Below are 17,088 nucleotides of genomic sequence, written 5' to 3'. Positions count from 1 at the left end.
AACATAGAAAAAAGCTATGTTAAAAAAATTATAAAATCTTAACATAGCTTTAGTGATATGTTAAAAAAACTAAAAAAATTTAACATAGCTAAAAAGGCAACAAAAACAAATGAACTCACTTAGCATTTTCGGAACAAGCTCTGACGCTGGAAAATCAACACTTTCTTTTGCAATAACTTATCTTTTGCATCAGCGTGGCATAAAAGTGGCGCCATTTAAAGCTCAAAATGTATCTAACAATTCTCAAGTAGCTGACAGTGGCGGGGAGATAGCTATACCTCAACACTTTGCCGCAGAAGCAATTGGTCTAAAGACAACTACAGATATGAACCCTATTCTTTTAAAGTCAGGCGGAAATTCACAAGCGCATATGATTCTCAACGGCAAAAGCGTAGGCAACAAAGATGTGCTTGAATATTATCGTGATATTGACACTTTAAAACCACATGTTAAAAAAGCCTTTAAAAAACTTCGCAATGAATATGAATGTGTGGTTGCAGAGGGAGCCGGAAGTCCTGTTGAACTTAACTTGATGCACAAAGACCTCTCAAACATTTACATTGCAGATGAGTTTAACACAAAAATCATCTTAGTTGCAGATATACAAAGAGGCGGTGTTTTTGCTTCCATTTACGGTGTTTACAGACTACTTCCGCCCAAGTTAAGAGAAAATGTCATAGGTGTCATTGTCAACAAGTTTCAAGGTGACATGTCACTTTTTGATGAAGGCGTGCAGATCATAGAAGAGAGATTTGGCATAAATGTTTTAGGCGTTGTGCCATTTAAGCCTTTTAACCTTGGTTTTGAAGATAGTGCTTCTATGATGAACTATATCCAAAACACAACAAATGCTCTAATAAAAGTTGGAGTTATTAAACTTCCACACATCAGTAACTTTACAGATTTTGAGCCTCTTGTTGTAGACGAAGAAGTTGAGCTGTCTTTCATCTCAAACGCAAGTGACATGTCAACATGTGATTTGGTGGTTTTACCCGGAAGCAAAAGGGTCGTAGATGATTTGGCATGGTTAAGAGAGAGAGGTTTTGAAGAAAAACTTAGTTCAAAAGAGCAAAAAATAGTAGCAATTTGTGGCGGTTATGAGATGATGTTTGAGATGATTCTTGACCCTTTGGAAATTGAGTCTGAACAAAAAGAAATAGCAGGTTTTGGACGCATAAAAGGTGAAGTAATCTTTGCTAAAGAGAAAATAGTTCAAAAAGGTACTTACAATCTTTTTGGTCATATGGTCGATGGCTACGAAATACACAACGAATTTGCTGAAAAAAGGTCTAAAAAAAGAAAAAATTTCTACGGGACATTTGTTCACGGGCTTTTTGATTCAGACGAGATTCGTCATCATCTTTTCTCAAAAATTAACCCAAAATACAAGGGTTACAACTTCAAAAAGTACAAAGCAAAAGCCATCAAAAACTTCGCCAAGCATGTGAGCAAACATATAGATATGGATTTTATAGAAAAAAAGTTGCATGAGTAATATTTTAGAATTAAACTTATTTATATATAATATAAATATTTTTTAATATTCAAGGGGCAGATTTGCTAAATAAACTGATTTTCAAAGACAGTAAGTATCACTACCGTCTTGTTCTTGTAATATTATTTATTTCTATTGGTTTAATTATTTCTATTATCTCAGGGTTTGTAGGCGTCAATTACCAACTAAATGCAATACATAAAGAGTTTGACACCTCAGCAAAAAATATTCTTGCCTACAAACAAAACTATATATATACACAAACTAGTAATTTTGAAAATTATATTACGGCTGTCTCTAGAATTTCAGAATTTGAGACTTTTTTACAAAACGATACAAAAGAAAATAAGCATGAAAAAAGTCACATCGCAGAAATAATGATGACTATAGCTTATGCAGATCCTAATATTATGCAATTTAGATTTATTGATAAGCATGGGCATGAGGCTGTCAGAGTTGAGAGAGAAGCTATTGGTTATTCACCATACTCAGTAGGTAAAAAATCTCTGCAAAACAAGTCAGACAGGTACTATTTTGAAGAGATCAAAAAAATTGGCAAAAATGAAATTTGGTTTTCAAAGATAGATTTAAATGAGGAATATGGAAAGATAGTAAAGCCAATCATCCCAACTATGCGCGTTGCTAAGCCATTTTATGTTAACAATGAATTTAAAGGTATTTTGATAATAAATATTTTTATGGAAGATATTTTAAATGAAATTATAGAGTCAGAACTTTTCAATGTAGCCATCATAGACAAAGACTCTCATATTCTTACCAGCAATTTTAAAAACCACGAAAAATATGAGTGGACGCGATATCTTGAAAATACGAAAAATATCAGATATACAACAAAGACTCATAATGATAATTTTATTTTAAATCTGTTGTACAAAAAAGAACACTTCACTTTTGATATATCTAGCATTATTAAAAATGGGGAAGGTTTAAAGATTGTCCTTGAAGAAAAAACAGAAAAGATTTTGGAATATACTAAAAATATAATAGATTATCTTATAGTTATGGGTGTAATAATATTAATCATATCTTTACCTATTTCAATGGCTCTTTCGCGCTATCCGATAAGATTGCATGAAGAGTTGAATGTATTCAAAGATGACTTAGAGACGCAGCTAGATATTATTGACAAATATGTTTATATGTCAAGTACTGATTTGGATGGAAATATTACTGATGTCAGTAGTGCATTTAGTAAACTAACAGGCTACTCTAAAGATGAGCTCATAGGAGTAAATCACCGTATTTTAAAAAGCCCTGATACCCCGGTAACCCTCTATAAAGAGATGTGGGATAGTATTTTAAAAGGCGAAAGCTGGACAGGCGAAATGAAAAATATTGGCAAAAACGGGGATGTATATTGGGTCAAAAATCATGTAGCGCCAATAATAAAAAACGATGAGATTGCAGGTTTTACGGCGATTAGAGAAAATATAACCGATCAAAAACGAATCGAAGAGATATCTATAAAAGATGAATTGACCGGTGCTTACAACCGCCGTTTTTTCAACCAAATATTTACCAAAGAAATCAAGCGTGCAAAACGACAAGAGAGTATGCTATGTATCGCTATGATTGATATAGACTACTTTAAAAAATATAATGACACATATGGACATATAAAAGGTGATGAAGTCTTACAAAAAGTTGTTTCACAAATCTCTGAGAAGCTTCAGCGCCCTAGTGACTACCTCTTTAGAGTTGGGGGAGAAGAGTTTATGGTTATTTACTCGGATATGAAAAACAATGAAGAAGCGATTGCTTTTTCTTCGATACTAATCAAAGCAGTAGAGGATCTTCAAATAGAACATAAAGACAGTGAGTGTTCAGATGTAGTAACGATTTCATTGGGACTTTTAAATATGACTGCTCCATGCATTATGGATGAAGACGCAATACTTCAGCGTGTTGATGAACTGCTTTATCGTGCTAAAGATGCCGGACGAAATCAGCTCGTATCTCAAGAGTGTTAGAGCATGAAAAGAAAAAAAACTCTTTTTATCGGCGGTATCAAAAGCGGGAAGTCTTTTAATGCCCAAAATTATGCACTCAATAACTCTACAACAAAGCCTATCTACTTAGCAACTACGGAGTTTATCGATGAGGGTATGCAAATAAGAATTGATGAGCATAAAAAATCTAGACAAGACAGGTTTATAACCCTTGAAGAGCCTTTAAAACTTTATGAAAGCATTTCTACATGTCAAAGCACAGTTTTAGTAGAGTGTGTAAGCATGTGGATAAACAATATGCTTTATCACGGCTTTTGTTTTGATGATATGGCAAATGAACTAGAGGCTGTTTTAGAACTTGATAAAAGTGTGGTTTTTGTTTTAAATGATGTCGGAACGGGAATAATTCCAGATAATAAACTCTCCCGTGAGTTTGTAGATATCAGCGGAAAACTCTCTCAACTTATAGCAAGCAGATGTGAAGAAGTCTATCATACTATTGCAGGTATATCAACGAGAATAAAATGAAAGATATATTTAAAGGTTTTGCGCTTGCAGTATCAATGCTGACAACTGTTCCCTTTTTTAAAGTACATGATTTCTATAAAGGCATCAACGGTTATGCCGTTATGTTTTACCCTCTTGTAGGCTTTATCCTCGGCGGTATTTTATGGGCTGTTTATACATTTTTAAGCCCGCAGATTTCATCAGCTCACTTGTGCATCATTATTTTTACTCTTTGGGTATTGCTAACGGGTGCGCTTCATCTTGATGGATTTAGTGACACGATAGATGGGCTTTATGTCCATAAAGATAGAGCCTTAGAGGTTATGAAAGACTCACATGTCGGCGGAATGGGTATGATAATAAGTGTGGTTTTTTTAATTTTCAAAGCCTCATCTGTATCTCTATTTCTTACAGATTATGAAGAGTTGCTCTATTTACTTCCGACCATCTTGATGCTCTCAAGACTAAACGCAGTTTTAGCAATATATCTTTACCCTTATATCAATCCAAACGGTATGGCGACTTTAGCAAAGCAGGAGTTTACAAAATCACAACTCACATGGGCGATAATCTACTCCGCTATCATAGCTTTTATATTTAACGCTTTTTTGCTGCTTGTTAGTTCTTTGTTAGTCTTGTTTGTTATAAAACACTTTTTTATAAAGAGATATGGCGGATTTACAGGAGATATCTACGGTTTTACAATTGAGGTAACAGAATTGCTGTTGCTAAATGTTGTTCTCTTTGGTCTGCTTGCATGAGAGTAACACTTGTTCGACACAGCGAAGTTGAAAAAGAGTTCATAGGCTGTTATAACGGGCACAATAATATAGGTCTATCTGAAAATGGAAAGAATCAAGCGAAAGAGTTAGCAAAAAAACTAGATTCTCAAGAGTTTGATGCTGTTTTTTGCTCGGATTTGCCTCGCGCAAAAGAGACTCTAAAACACTCCTTACATGTCAATGATGCAATCTACACAGACAAACTCAGAGAGAAGTCGTGGGGAAGGCATGAAGGGCTAAGTTTTGATGAAATAATTGCCAAGGGCGAGATAGAGTATATAGACTTTTTGCAATGGATACAAGCGCTTGACGGCGAACCTTATGAAGAGTATAAACAAAGAGTAAAAAAGTTTTTCACAGCTTATTTGCCATCGCTAAAAAAAGAGCATATTCTTGTTGTTACTCACGCTGGAGTAATACGAACTCTTCTTACTCTTAAAAAAAATATTTCGCTTGAAGAAGCTTTTAAAATTAAAATAGATTATGGAGATTTTATAATTGAAAACATATAACATATTTACAAACGAACCAGACACCATCCCAACAGGAAAAGCGGACTTTTTACTTGCAGCTTCTGTTACAAAAACTTGTGAGATTAAGGGTATAACTCAAGCTGGAATACCTGGCAAAATCTACCTCACTCCAACACTTGACGCAGAGTTTATAACAAATCAAAAAGTCTTCTCTTTAAGCGAACTTGCAGAGACTCCAACCGGTGTTCCTTCGCCGGCTATCATAACAAGAGCAGTACATAACTTAACTCCTTTTAGCTCCATAGAAATCTTAGACTTAGGACTTAGTAAATCTCCTCAAAACTCTACATGTCAAAGTTTTGGAATTTTACCATCTGACTCTATTGCAACAGGGGCGAATATAGACGCAAAAAGTCTCTTTGAAAAGGGAATGAAGGCAGGAAAAAGCTATGAGTTAAAGGGAAATTACCTTATACTAGCAGAGTGTGTTCCTAGTGGGACAACTACGGCAGCAGCTACCGCTTTGGCACTTGGCTATGAGTGTAAAAATGACTTCTCATCCAGTTTTTTAAACTCTCCTGATGACATAAAAAGCAAAACAGTTGAAAAAGCACTTTCACTAATAAGCAGCGAGATGAGCAGGTTTGAAAAACTATCAATTGTGAGCGATAATATGCTTATATTTTGTGCAGGTTTTTTGCTTGAGGCTTCACGAAGATTTCATATAGTTTTAGCTGGCGGAACACAGATGGCTGCATGTCTGCTAGTAGCAGATGCCCTGAGAGAAGATGTGCTTATGAGAGTTAAAAGTGACAATATTACACTTGCTACTACATCTTGGGTTGCAAACGATGAAAATTCAGATATAAAACATCTGTTATCACTTCTTAGCTACACTCCACATGCTTTGCACACAAGTTTTTCATTTGCAAATGCAGAAATTCCTATACTAAAAAAGTATGATGAGGGAGAAGCTAAAGAGGGTGTTGGAGCCGGCGCGGCACTGGCTTATGCCTACACAAACAAAAACACCAATAAAGAGCTTTTAGAAGCGATAGAACTAATCATGTATACCATGTAAGAGCTAGGATTTTCTTCTGTCTTTTTTATTTTTATCCCCTCTGCCTCTATCCTCTCTTCGTCTTTCTCTTAAACCCCTAGTCGTATAATGCTTTTTAAAGCATGATTGACAGATACTATATTGTGTGTTTATAGGCAGAGGCGCGTGACATAATCTGCACACGGAAGCGAGTTGACCTTGATGTAGAGACTCCTCTATATATTTGTTTAAAACTCCCCTTGCTACACGGGCTTTATGTGCATCTGGAAAATACTCTTTAAACCTGTAGCCAAGCCAAAGATAGAGTGAAATCTCCTTTACCATATCTTCAGCACGCAAAAGCTCAACCGATGTCTGCGCATAAACTCCATTGAGAGTCGGTGTAACATATGGGATGGGCATCTTCTTTTCTAGTGCAATCAAATAACTCTCAAATGCTCCTATAATATATGGTGATTTCAGAGTCAATGGAGCACATGCTAAATGATACTTTGTAGCTATATCCAAATCGTACATGTCAACTATCAAAGCAGCTTCTAACATGTCATCAAGATTTGATGCAATAAATGGACCGTTAAACTCCATATTTTTCCCAAAAAACTTTAAAATCTCACTCAAAGAGCTCTCTTCTAAAATATTTCCAACAAGTTTTATATGTTCAAGATTTGCCATAACTTTAAAAGGAATATTTATAGTGTGTGCCTCTTTGCGAAAATTCTTTTTCACAATATTTAAAACATCAGAACTTAAAGCTCCTACGAAGCCCTCTTCATGAAGACCATATCGTCCTGCGCGTCCTGAGATTTGATGAATTTCACTCGAGAGCAGACTTCTTTGGGTTACACCGTCAAATTTTTCAGCAGCTGAGAAGAGTATAGTTTTTATTGGCAGATTCATTCCCATCGCGATGGCATCAGTTGCAACAAGTATCTGTGTTTCGCCTGAGCGAAATTTTTTAGCTTCTTCGCGTCTGACTTCGGGAGAAAGGTTTCCGTAAACAACACTTACGCTGAAATCTCGTGAGAATTTTTGCTTTAGTTTTAGTACATCTTTTCTGCTAAAGGCGATTATTGCCGTTCCCTCTTGGACATTTTTTATATCTGTAGAAGACTCTAGGAGGGTCAAGGGATTTTTTCTCTCAAACTCTACGATTTCAAGCTCTTCACCAAGGTACTCGGCTAAGGCTATGATAGCCTCTTTTGAGTTTGACGAGCCAGTCATTATGACTTCACTCGCAGGTGCTCCGATGATGGCATTTGCCCATGCCCAGCCACGATCACGGTCATCTATCATCTGTACTTCATCGATTACACATACATCGACATCAACTTCAAAATTAATCATCTCAATCGTAGAGCTTATATGAGTCGCATTTTCATCCAGAATCTGCTCTTCACCTGTTATAAGAGAAGCCTCAATGTTATTTTCTTTTAACTCTTCGTAACCCTCAAGTGCTAAAAGTCTTAGTGGAGCTAAATAGTAACCGGTATCTGCATTTCTAAGTTTTTGCATTGCCTGATATGTTTTACCGCTGTTTGTAGGACCTATATGAAGGATGAGTTTTCTTCTCATACTTCTAGCTTGAGGAAACAGATTTTTAAAGTCTCGTATCGTTCTTGCTAGAAGCGCCTGTCTTTGCATCTTGATTATCTCATCGCGAGTTTCATCTATAAATCTTTTTACGGTTTTTCTAAGTATTTTTGGTGTAATTGCTAAAGAAAAAGGAAGCAAATCAAGTAAGACATTGTAAACTTTTAGATGTAGCTCCTCATCACTTAAATGAAGTAGGGCTGCATATTTTCCACACTCTTCAACCACATCATTTAAATCACGGTAAAACTGCTCTTCATGCTCTTTTTTTGATTCATCTATAACTTCACAAAAATCAAGCTCTTTTGACTTCCAAATATCCTCTAGCAGAGAATTCAGCTCTACATGTAACTCTAAAATATAATCTTGCGTTTTATCTACATGTGGAAGTTTACACTTTTGCTCCAATCGAATCAAAAGTTCCTCGTCATGAAGCTCTAACTCAACAGACCCAAGCTCTCCCTCTATAATACTGCTTAAAATACTCTCTTTAATAAGAGGATAAGAGACCTTTGTTTTTGGAGGTGAAGCACGCAGTGAAGCAACTATCTCTTTTTGAGTCAGGTATTTATGTTTTTTTGGCAAATTTTTTATAAAATTGTTTATCTCAGCCTGTTTTGCCTTTACAACTTTATCTTTTTCTTCTGATATCTCGGCTATGAGTATATCTTCATCTGTATCTTGAAGGTATTCATAGTTATATACTTTAGTGTTTAATGTCAGTATCTTGTGAAAGCTTTGAGCATAAAGTACATAGTGAACAGAAGCGTTAAACTCTAAAGAATCATCTATATCAAAAACACCCTCAAGTGCCTTTTGAAGTCTCTCTTTTTTCAGCTCAAAGCGAATATGGCGAAGTTTAGACTCCATCTTCTCAATGGTTATCTTTTTGCTTCTTATGTCATGGAAGGCTTCATGCAGTAAGACAGCTTCATCGTGAGTTACCTTTAACTCTTGAAGCAGCATATCTATCTTGTCTTCTCTATCTAAATTTGGCTGTTTTGGAGTATTTGATCTGTAAATCTCACCATTTGAAGCAAAAAAGTTTAAAATATCTTGACGAAAGTCGCTATCCGCTTCACTCCACAACATTCTAACTGTTTTTACGAGCACATCTTTTTTGTGTTCAACATCATATATTCCAAGAGTTGCGAAGAGTTCACTTAGTGTATCAGAGCTTACTCTTTCTATGCCGACATCGAAAGGATCGTCATCAAAATATTTTCTTATTTTTTGGTTTATTTTAGTATTTTTTTTATTTTTCTTTGACATATGCTATTGTAGCCTAAAACAAAAACAAAATATGCTAAAATTGCACTTATGAAACTAAGAATACTCTTATCAATATTTTTTGTTATTGCTACAAGCCTCTCAGCAATCCATGAGCTGGAGCATATTACACATGATGATGACTCATCGGCATGTCTGGTTTATCATGTTAATGACAAACTAACTTCTGTTGATATCATTGATAACTCTAAAAATGTTGAAGTTTTTCACTTTGAAGATATTTTACAAAATTCTCAAATCTCAAATCTACATGTCAAAAACAAATCCAACCAGAACCGCGCACCTCCTTTAGTTTCCTAACTACCCAATAAAAACACTCATACAAATAACTTCTGACGCAACAGCGTCAAGCTTTAGTGCCATAGCGGCAAGCGTAGCTTGATGGGCTCTTGCTCATTAAGCGTTATAAATATATATAGGATAAAACTATGAAAAAGCTAATATGCTTATCATTAGTTGCGTCTTCATTTCTTTTAGCTGACACAGATTTAGAGCAGTTAAAAGCACAGATGGACAAACAGCAGCTGATGATAGAAAAACTACTAAAAAAAATACAAAAGCTTGAGCAGGCTGATGCTTCAAATGAACAAAATTATATACAAAAACTTGATATTAAAACAGCGCATAATCATCAAGAGAATGCTGTGCAAAAAAAGCAAGCAAGTGAGACTAAAAATGCAACATTTATGCAGTCTCAATATATGCCAGATATTTCACTTATAATGGATACTTCTTATGTAAGCAGAAGTAAAAAAGATGACGAAGCTGCTCATCTGGAAGTTCCGGGTGTAGCTCACGGACTGCTTGGTTCTCACTCACATGATGGAGATTCGCATTCGACTTATAATGCAAGTAACGGATTTAATCTTAACTATGCTGAATTAGTGTTATCAAGTGCAGTTGACCCATTTTTTACTATGGATGGTATATTTCACTTCTCAGAACATGGTGTTGAGATAGAGGAGTTATTTTTTACATCAACGGCTCTTGGATATGGAACAAGGGTAAAGGGCGGAAAATTTAACTCAAATTTTGGATATTTAAATGAACAGCATCACCATGCTTGGGATTTTGCTGATATGCCTTTAGTTTATGAGAGCTTTTTAGGAATGCATGGCTTAAACGAAAAAGGACTTCAACTTCAGTGGACAGCTCCTACAAAAAATTACTTAATGCTTGGTGCAGAAGTCTTACAAGGGGAAAATGAGCAGATGTTTGGTAACGCTACTATAGGTGACGCCCAAGATCCTATTGCAAAAGGTTCTCGCGCTCCATCACTATTTGTGGCTTATGCAAAAACATCTTTTGATATTGAAGATACAACTGTTTTAGGTGGTCTCTCTTATGCAAATGGAACCTCAAGAATTGACCATAGCGATGATGAAGATGGGCCTCATGTATTTAGTGCTGACTCTGTACTATATGGAGCTGATTTAACTATAAAACACTACTTCGATTCATACAGTTTTTTGACTTGGCAAAGTGAATGGTTGATGAGAGATATGGATGGCGTACAGTACAATCTTGATGGCACAGGAGCTGTTGTAAGCAGCCCAAATTTAACAAAAGAACAAGCCGGACTCTACACTCAGTTGATTTACGCAATAGACAAAAATTGGAAAATAGGTGCCAGATATGACACAATCTACAAAAATGATGTAGCTGCAAATGGCATAGACCTAAATAAACCAACCGACTTAAATAAATACTCTACAATGATAGAGTACAGAACAAGTGAATTTGCAAAATTCAGACTTCAATACAACCGTAATGAAGCACTCTATAATGAAGATGGCATGAGAGAAAAAATAGATACTATTATACTTCAGGCAAACTTTTCTATTGGTGCTCACGGCGCTCATTCGTTTTAGGAGAATGGCATGAGATTTTTACTACTCCTTTTACCGCTTACACTTTTTGCAAACCTAAATATAGCAGTAAGTTACCCATATATCGGTGCTCTTACAAAAAGTATCGGTGCTGATAAGGTAGAGACTGTTGTACTTGCAAAAGGAAATTGGGACCCACACTTTGTGGTTCCGCGTCCATCTCTTATATCAAAAGTCAGAAATGCCGACGGTTTGATAATGAATGGAGGACAGCTAGAGATTGGTTGGTTGCCTCCGCTTATAAAAAGAGCAGCTAACCCAAAAACAAACATAAATGCCGCAACATTTTTAAATCTCTCAAACCATGTGACCATGATAGATAAGCCTCAAAGTGTTGACCGCTCTGGAGGGGACCTGCATCCTGATGGAAATCCACACTTTCATCTTGATCCAAAAAATATTCTGATTTTGGCTAATGTTATCAAAGAGTATTTAATATCTATGGATGCAAAAAACCAAGACTTTTATGAAAAAAACTATATAGATTTTTTTGACATGTGGAATAAAAAGATTGACATGTGGAATGAAAAAATGCTTAGTAAAAAAGGTTTGAAAGTTATTCAGTTTCATAATAATCTAGCCTATTTTAACAAATCTTACGGATTAGAAAGTATAGCTACAATAGAACCATTACCTGGGATTCCACCATCGTCAAAACACACTATAAGTCTTATAAAACTTATAAAAGAGCAGAAGCCTTGCTGTATCTTGCATGATGTTTATCACTCAACAAAAACGGCTGAATATATTTCGTCAAAAACAGATATTCCTGTTATATTAATGCCTCATGATATTGGGTCACTGGATAATACAGAAGACTTGATATCTCTTTTTGAGTATCTAACAGGAGCTATTAAATGATAGATATTCTGCTAACTCCTATAGCGTTAGTTGTTATCTTGGTTATGATGCACTCTTGGTTTGGAATGGGTATCTTAAAAAGAGGAATCATCTTTACAGACTTAGCCATTGCGCAATTTGCTGCGCTTGGCTCTGCGGTTAGTTTAGGTTATTTTCATGAAGAGTATTTTTATCTATTAACGCTTGCCTTTGCTCTTTTGAGTGCTCTGCTTATAGCTGTTGCTTCACAAAGAAACATCAAACTTGAAGCATTTATAGGTCTTTTATATGTACTAGGTGCAAGTGGAATAATGATGGTTCTTTCACATTCTGCAGAGGGAATGGAACATTTCAAGTCTCTGTTAGCAAGCGACATACTCTTTACGCCGCCTTGGGATGTTGCAAAAAGTGCTATCATCTATGCCTTTATAGCTTTAGCGCTTTACAAGATTTATCCAAAACTAACAGGTTTTATAAAAGAGTTAGTGTTTTTCTCTTTGTTAGCTCTAACTGTGACATCATCTGTTCAGCTTGCCGGAGTATTAGTTGTTTTTGTACTACTTATAGCACCCGCTTTTATTGCTTTATCACTTGAGTTAAAGAGACCTCTTTTATCTAGTTTTTATTTTGGGTGGTTTTTTAGCATTGTTGCTATAGTTGTTTCGTACTATTTTGACTTGCCTACGGGTTACACCATAGTCTTTTTTGGTGCTCTTCTTAGTTCAAGTATAGTTTTGCTTAAGTCTAAAAAAGTTTAAAGCAAAGCTAATTAATTTCTTATATAATTATTGTTATGAAGTACCCAAAAGAATGGACTCAAAAAGAGTTTTTACAAAACAAAAAAAAGCTTGAAGAAGATGGAATAAAGGTCATACTTGTTGACACGATTTTATCTCCTATAGAAAAAGCTGACACTGTAGTCTACAACCCTTACGAGCTAAAAAACGAGCCAGAGGGTAGTGTCTTTGTTTTTTACTGCGATAGCGGAAAAGCAACACTAAACAGACTTGATGAATATAGAGAAAAATTTCCAAACCATGTCTGCATCTCTTTAAAAGGCGGCAGAGGTTATTGGAGAAAAAATATGATGGTAACCGATGAGCTCTAGCCAACACAAGCAGCATCTAAAAGATTTTATACAAGAGCTAGATGAAGATAGATTTTACGATGCACATGAGAGCTTGGAAGCTATCTGGTTTCCTAGAAGATTTGAAGAGTCCGATGAGATTAAACTTTTAAAAGGCTTTATCAATGCTGCTGTCTGCTTTGAACTTATAAAAAAAGGTCGGGCAGAGAGTGCTAAAAAAGTTTGGAATACTTACCTAAAATACAAACCTCTTGTTCACAAAATAAACTCAGAACACTTATCGGAGTATCATTTTCTTATTTTACATGTAGAAAAGATTAAAGACAAGTTAGATATAAATCAGCTTGGTGTATAATTTTAAAAATTTTCTAAAAGGTTAAAAATGGACTTTTCGAAATATACAGACATGGCTATAACATATACAAGCGAGTATGGTTTAAAGATTATAGCCGCTTTGATTATCTTCTTTATTGGAAAGTTGTTCGTTAAAAAGATTACAAAATTTTCAAAAAAAGTTATGCACAAAGCGAAAGTTGATGAGACTTTAGCAGAGTTTTTAGAAAGTATTATCTACTTTTTACTATTGATTATGGTTATTTTGGCCTCATTAAATACTTTGGGCATAAATACAACATCTTTTCTAGCTGTTTTTGGTGCTGCTTCACTTGCCATTGGTTTAGCACTAAAAGATTCTCTCTCAAACATAGGAGCAGCAGTTTTAATAATCATTTTTCGCCCATTTAAAGTTGGAGATGTTATAGAAGCTGCGGGAACTACCGGAACAGTAAAAGATGTAAACCTTTTCTCCACTATCATAGAACCCGTTGACAAACGGATAATCATTGTTCCAAACTCATCTATCATCGGTGGAAATATAACAAATTTTTCGCAAAGGACAATGCGTCGTGTTGAGCATGTTTTTGGCATAGGCTATGATGATGACCTTAAACTTGCAAAAGAGACTCTGATGCAAATCATAAAAGATGATGAGAGAATACTAGAGGAACCGGCTCCACTTGTTGCCGTTGGTGAACTTGGCGATAGCAGTGTTAACTTTACATTTCGTGCATGGGTAAAAGCTGATGATTACTGGGATGTACATTTTGACATGTTAGAAAAAGTAAAACTTACATTTGATGAAAAAGGTATCTCAATCCCTTACCCTCAGATGGATATTCACACAGATAAAACGGAATCTTAAAGGAAAAAAATGAAGAAAATCATACTTGGTGCTTTACTTGTAAGCTCCCTTGTTGTGGCGGCGGATGAAGAGCAAATCAGACAAGAAATGGATGATGTAAAAGCACAAATAAAAGCACTAAACGAGAGTCTAAAAAAACTGCATGCTCAGCTGCCAAAAGATGCAGACGAAAAAGGATTTGTGACACATACTGAGCTTGGATATATCACTACTTCAGGTAATACAAACACTGAGACACTAAATCTGGATGCAAGCATAAAAAAGAATTGGAGAAAACATTCTCTTGAACTATCTTTACTTATGCAGTATGGTACAGAAGATGATTTAGAAAATAAAAATAAATTGCTAAGTGAGCTTAGTTATAACTACAAGTTTACAAAAAGATTGGCTTTTGTATATTTAGTCGGATACAAAGAAGATAAATTCTCCGGTTACGAATACCAGCTTTATACCGGTCCAGGTGCCAAATATAAGGCTATACAAGAAAAAAATCACAAACTTTCTCTTGAAGGAAATGTTCTTTACTCCGTGGATGCTATTGAAGACACATATCATGATGGACTAGGCAATGCTGTTACATATCCATACCCTGCCGGAAGCATAAGCAATAATGACGGAGATACTAAAAGCTACGCATCATATAGAGCTAAAGTTGTATATGATTGGCAAATTTTTGATAATTTAAAGTTCAATGAAACACTTAGTTACAGAGCAGAATTTTCAGATATGGATAATTATTTTGCTTACTCAAAGACCACACTTTCAAGCAAACTATCAGATATATTCTCTGCAGGTGTCGGTTATCAGGTAGATTACATAAATAAGCCGGCAGACGGCAAAACCTCCACTGACAAAACTTTTACTTTTAATCTAATCATAGACTACTAATGAGCTTGTTTTTTGTGTGATATATTGGTAAGATTTCAACCATGAAATTACTAATACTAATCACACTAATAACAACACAGTATCTTTTTGCTCTAGTATCTATCGCTCCGGTAGAGATAGGCGCAAAACCCGGACTATCTGCGGAAGTCGAAGCAGGTCTTGAAACTAAAAGAGGCAATACAGACAAAGACAACTATAAAGCATCCATAAGAGCAACTTACGATGAAAACTCAAGTTATGTAATGTGGGGAGAGTTATCCGGCGAGTATGGCAAATCCAATGGAGTAGAAGACACCAACAAAGCTTTTTCACATGTCAGATATATACATGCACTAACAGATAATGAAAACCTAAGATATGAGCTGTTTGGACAACTTGAGAATGATGATTTTAGAAATATCAAAAGCAGAGTTTTAGGTGGAGCAGGTTTAAGATACAAAATATTTAACAGCCAAGAAAAAGGCAAAGGTTATGCAGGCTTTGGCGGTTTTTATGAAGGCATAAGATATACAAATCCACTGATAGACCCGGCAGAAGATAATACAAGGTTGAATTCATACCTTGCTTACAGCATCGGCTTTAACAATAAAGCATCATTTTCATGTACACTGTATTATCAACCCAAAACAAATGATTTTAGCGATTATGTTCAATCTAGTGAGCTTGAGCTAAAACTCAACATCTTTGAAGAGTTGTACTTAAAATTTAATGCCTCATGGAATGTAGATTCCAAACCGCCTGTAGGCGTTGAAAAATCAGACTTTGTTCAAACAACATCTTTTGTTTTTAACTTTTGACCCCATAAGTACAGAGAGTAAAATGACATTAGTGCGATAAATGTCGCACTTAAAAATAGGTACTTTGGATACAACTCATACACATATCCTGCAATCAATGCTCCCATAAATGCCCCAAGTCCGTAAGTTATACCTGAGAAAAACTGCTGTGCCAAAGATTTATGTTTATAAAGATGGTACAGATAACTAATAGCAGCAGAGTGAAAAAGTGCAAAACTAAACGCATGAATAGTTTGGGTAAAAAACAGCACTCCTAGATTCTCTGGAAACAAAAAAAGCAAATACCATCTAATAGCAGTAACAAAAGTAGTAAACTGAAGTATTAGGAGTAAATTTCTACGAAGAAGTGCTCCTTGAAAAAAGAGCATAAATATCTCGACAACAACACCAAAAGTCCAAAGATATATTGTCATATCCAAGCTGATACCATGGTCTGTCTCATAGATGGTAAAAAAGTTGTAAAAAGAACCAAAACTAACCTGCATAAGAGTTAGTCCAGCCCATAGTTTCCAATCAGCCAATATATTTATATCATTTTGGGCGTCTTCACTTCTATCTAAAATTGCATCTGCTTTTCTGGCTATAACAAAAGCTGTTATAGAGGTTGTAAAAGTTAAGACTAAAAGATAATTAAGTGCGATCTCCGGTGAGCTCAAAAATTTCACCAACACAAGTGCCACCAAGATAAAACCAACCGAACCAAAGAGTCTAATCTTTCCGTATCTCTCTTGACCTAGGTACTTCAAAGAGATTAGTTCAACATAAGGCAAGACCAAACTAAGCCCTATTCCAAGTCCTATATTTGAAAAAAGCAACTTGTAAAAATTGTCTAAAGAGAAATAAAAAGCTATAGCGCTGATACACATTATGAGTAGTGACATGTTAAATGTATGTATATTTATTTTTAACCCCTTTATAAAAGCAAAAGGAACTAAAAAACGCACCAGCGGAGCAGCGGCAAAGATGATACCTATCTCACTCGCAGAATACCCGACCATTGCCAAAACTTTTGGCATGAAGATGATGTATACACCGATGATTGAAAAGTAAAAAAAATAAAAAATTGATAATAGTATTGACATGCGCCATTATAGCGAATTTAGTTACAAGAAGCGTACTCACTTTTTTTTTAAAAAGTTTTAAATTTTCAAAAAATATGACAATATTTTGACAATATTTAGGTACAATTCAAGGACATGTAAAATATTATAGAGAAAGG

The 17,088-nt window shown here is 35.3% G+C and carries 17 protein-coding genes; 15 read left to right on the top strand and 2 right to left on the bottom strand.

Features of this window, described 5'->3' with window-relative positions; translation table 11 throughout:
• Positions 1-109: 109 nt before the first annotated feature.
• The 6 genes from OQK60_RS02120 (at position 110) to OQK60_RS02095 (ending at position 6,308) form a co-directional block, all read left to right on the top strand.
• Positions 110-1,495: a cobyric acid synthase gene (locus OQK60_RS02120; RefSeq protein ID WP_297683597.1), complete on the top strand. Its 1,386-nt coding sequence runs from the start codon at positions 110-112 to the stop codon at positions 1,493-1,495.
• 62 nt (positions 1,496-1,557) lie between these two features.
• Positions 1,558-3,486 carry a GGDEF domain-containing protein gene (locus OQK60_RS02115; RefSeq protein WP_297683595.1) on the top strand — a complete coding sequence of 643 codons (1,929 nt, stop codon included), beginning with the start codon at positions 1,558-1,560 and terminating at the stop codon, positions 3,484-3,486.
• 3 nt (positions 3,487-3,489) lie between these two features.
• On the top strand, positions 3,490-3,993 hold the full coding sequence (locus OQK60_RS02110; RefSeq protein ID WP_297683593.1) for a bifunctional adenosylcobinamide kinase/adenosylcobinamide-phosphate guanylyltransferase: 504 nt from the start codon (positions 3,490-3,492) through the stop codon (positions 3,991-3,993).
• A complete protein-coding gene (locus tag OQK60_RS02105; protein ID WP_297683591.1) occupies positions 3,990-4,733 on the top strand; it encodes an adenosylcobinamide-GDP ribazoletransferase in 744 nt (247 codons plus the stop codon). The genes OQK60_RS02110 and OQK60_RS02105 overlap by 4 nt, the downstream gene beginning before the upstream one ends.
• Positions 4,730-5,266: an alpha-ribazole phosphatase family protein gene (gene cobC, locus OQK60_RS02100; protein WP_297683589.1), complete on the top strand. Its 537-nt coding sequence runs from the start codon at positions 4,730-4,732 to the stop codon at positions 5,264-5,266. The genes OQK60_RS02105 and cobC overlap by 4 nt, the downstream gene beginning before the upstream one ends.
• Positions 5,253-6,308, top strand: coding sequence for a nicotinate-nucleotide--dimethylbenzimidazole phosphoribosyltransferase (locus OQK60_RS02095; protein WP_297683587.1), 1,056 nt, complete (start codon positions 5,253-5,255; stop codon positions 6,306-6,308). Before cobC ends, OQK60_RS02095 begins: the two co-directional genes overlap by 14 nt.
• Positions 6,309-6,311: 3 nt before the next feature.
• Here OQK60_RS02095 and OQK60_RS02090 read toward each other — a convergent pair whose 3' ends face one another.
• Positions 6,312-9,149, bottom strand: coding sequence for a helicase-related protein (locus tag OQK60_RS02090; protein WP_297683585.1), 2,838 nt, complete (start codon positions 9,147-9,149; stop codon positions 6,312-6,314).
• A 48-nt stretch (positions 9,150-9,197) separates the two neighbouring features.
• Here OQK60_RS02090 and OQK60_RS02085 point away from each other — a divergent pair, with 48 nt between their 5' ends.
• The 9 genes from OQK60_RS02085 to OQK60_RS02045 all read left to right on the top strand — a co-directional run bounded on the left by OQK60_RS02085 (position 9,198) and on the right by OQK60_RS02045 (position 15,869).
• Positions 9,198-9,467 (top strand): hypothetical protein, encoded by a 270-nt coding sequence (locus OQK60_RS02085; protein ID WP_297683583.1) that lies wholly within the window; start codon positions 9,198-9,200, stop codon positions 9,465-9,467.
• A gap of 128 nt (positions 9,468-9,595) precedes the next feature.
• Positions 9,596-11,038, top strand: coding sequence for a hypothetical protein (locus OQK60_RS02080; protein WP_297683581.1), 1,443 nt, complete (start codon positions 9,596-9,598; stop codon positions 11,036-11,038).
• 9 nt (positions 11,039-11,047) lie between these two features.
• The gene (locus OQK60_RS02075) at positions 11,048-11,917 is read left to right on the top strand and encodes a zinc ABC transporter substrate-binding protein (protein ID WP_297683579.1); all 870 of its coding nucleotides are present in this window, start codon (positions 11,048-11,050) and stop codon (positions 11,915-11,917) included.
• Positions 11,914-12,654, top strand: coding sequence for a metal ABC transporter permease (locus OQK60_RS02070; RefSeq protein ID WP_297683577.1), 741 nt, complete (start codon positions 11,914-11,916; stop codon positions 12,652-12,654). Before OQK60_RS02075 ends, OQK60_RS02070 begins: the two co-directional genes overlap by 4 nt.
• A gap of 35 nt (positions 12,655-12,689) precedes the next feature.
• Positions 12,690-13,004 (top strand): hypothetical protein, encoded by a 315-nt coding sequence (locus OQK60_RS02065; RefSeq protein WP_297683575.1) that lies wholly within the window; start codon positions 12,690-12,692, stop codon positions 13,002-13,004.
• Complete coding sequence (locus tag OQK60_RS02060; RefSeq protein WP_297683574.1) at positions 12,994-13,338, top strand: DUF309 domain-containing protein; 345 nt, start codon at positions 12,994-12,996, stop codon at positions 13,336-13,338. The genes OQK60_RS02065 and OQK60_RS02060 overlap by 11 nt, the downstream gene beginning before the upstream one ends.
• Before the next feature lie 27 nt (positions 13,339-13,365).
• The gene (locus tag OQK60_RS02055; protein WP_297683573.1) at positions 13,366-14,184 is read left to right on the top strand and encodes a mechanosensitive ion channel domain-containing protein; all 819 of its coding nucleotides are present in this window, start codon (positions 13,366-13,368) and stop codon (positions 14,182-14,184) included.
• Positions 14,185-14,193: 9 nt separating this feature from the next.
• A complete protein-coding gene (locus OQK60_RS02050) occupies positions 14,194-15,072 on the top strand; it encodes a DUF481 domain-containing protein (RefSeq protein WP_297683571.1) in 879 nt (292 codons plus the stop codon).
• A 41-nt stretch (positions 15,073-15,113) separates the two neighbouring features.
• Positions 15,114-15,869, top strand: coding sequence for a DUF481 domain-containing protein (locus OQK60_RS02045; RefSeq protein WP_297683569.1), 756 nt, complete (start codon positions 15,114-15,116; stop codon positions 15,867-15,869).
• Here OQK60_RS02045 and OQK60_RS02040 read toward each other — a convergent pair.
• The gene (locus OQK60_RS02040; RefSeq protein WP_366854608.1) at positions 15,839-16,885 is read right to left on the bottom strand and encodes an MFS transporter; all 1,047 of its coding nucleotides are present in this window, start codon (positions 16,883-16,885) and stop codon (positions 15,839-15,841) included. The two genes, OQK60_RS02045 and OQK60_RS02040, sit on opposite strands and share 31 nt — an antisense overlap.
• Positions 16,886-17,088 lie beyond the last annotated feature (203 nt).

The organism is Sulfurimonas sp. (genome assembly GCF_026196735.1).
Taxonomy (GTDB): Bacteria; Campylobacterota; Campylobacteria; order Campylobacterales; family Sulfurimonadaceae; genus Sulfurimonas.
The sequence above is the reverse complement of the archived record's forward strand: the minus strand, read 5'-3'. Positions and strand labels throughout refer to the sequence as shown.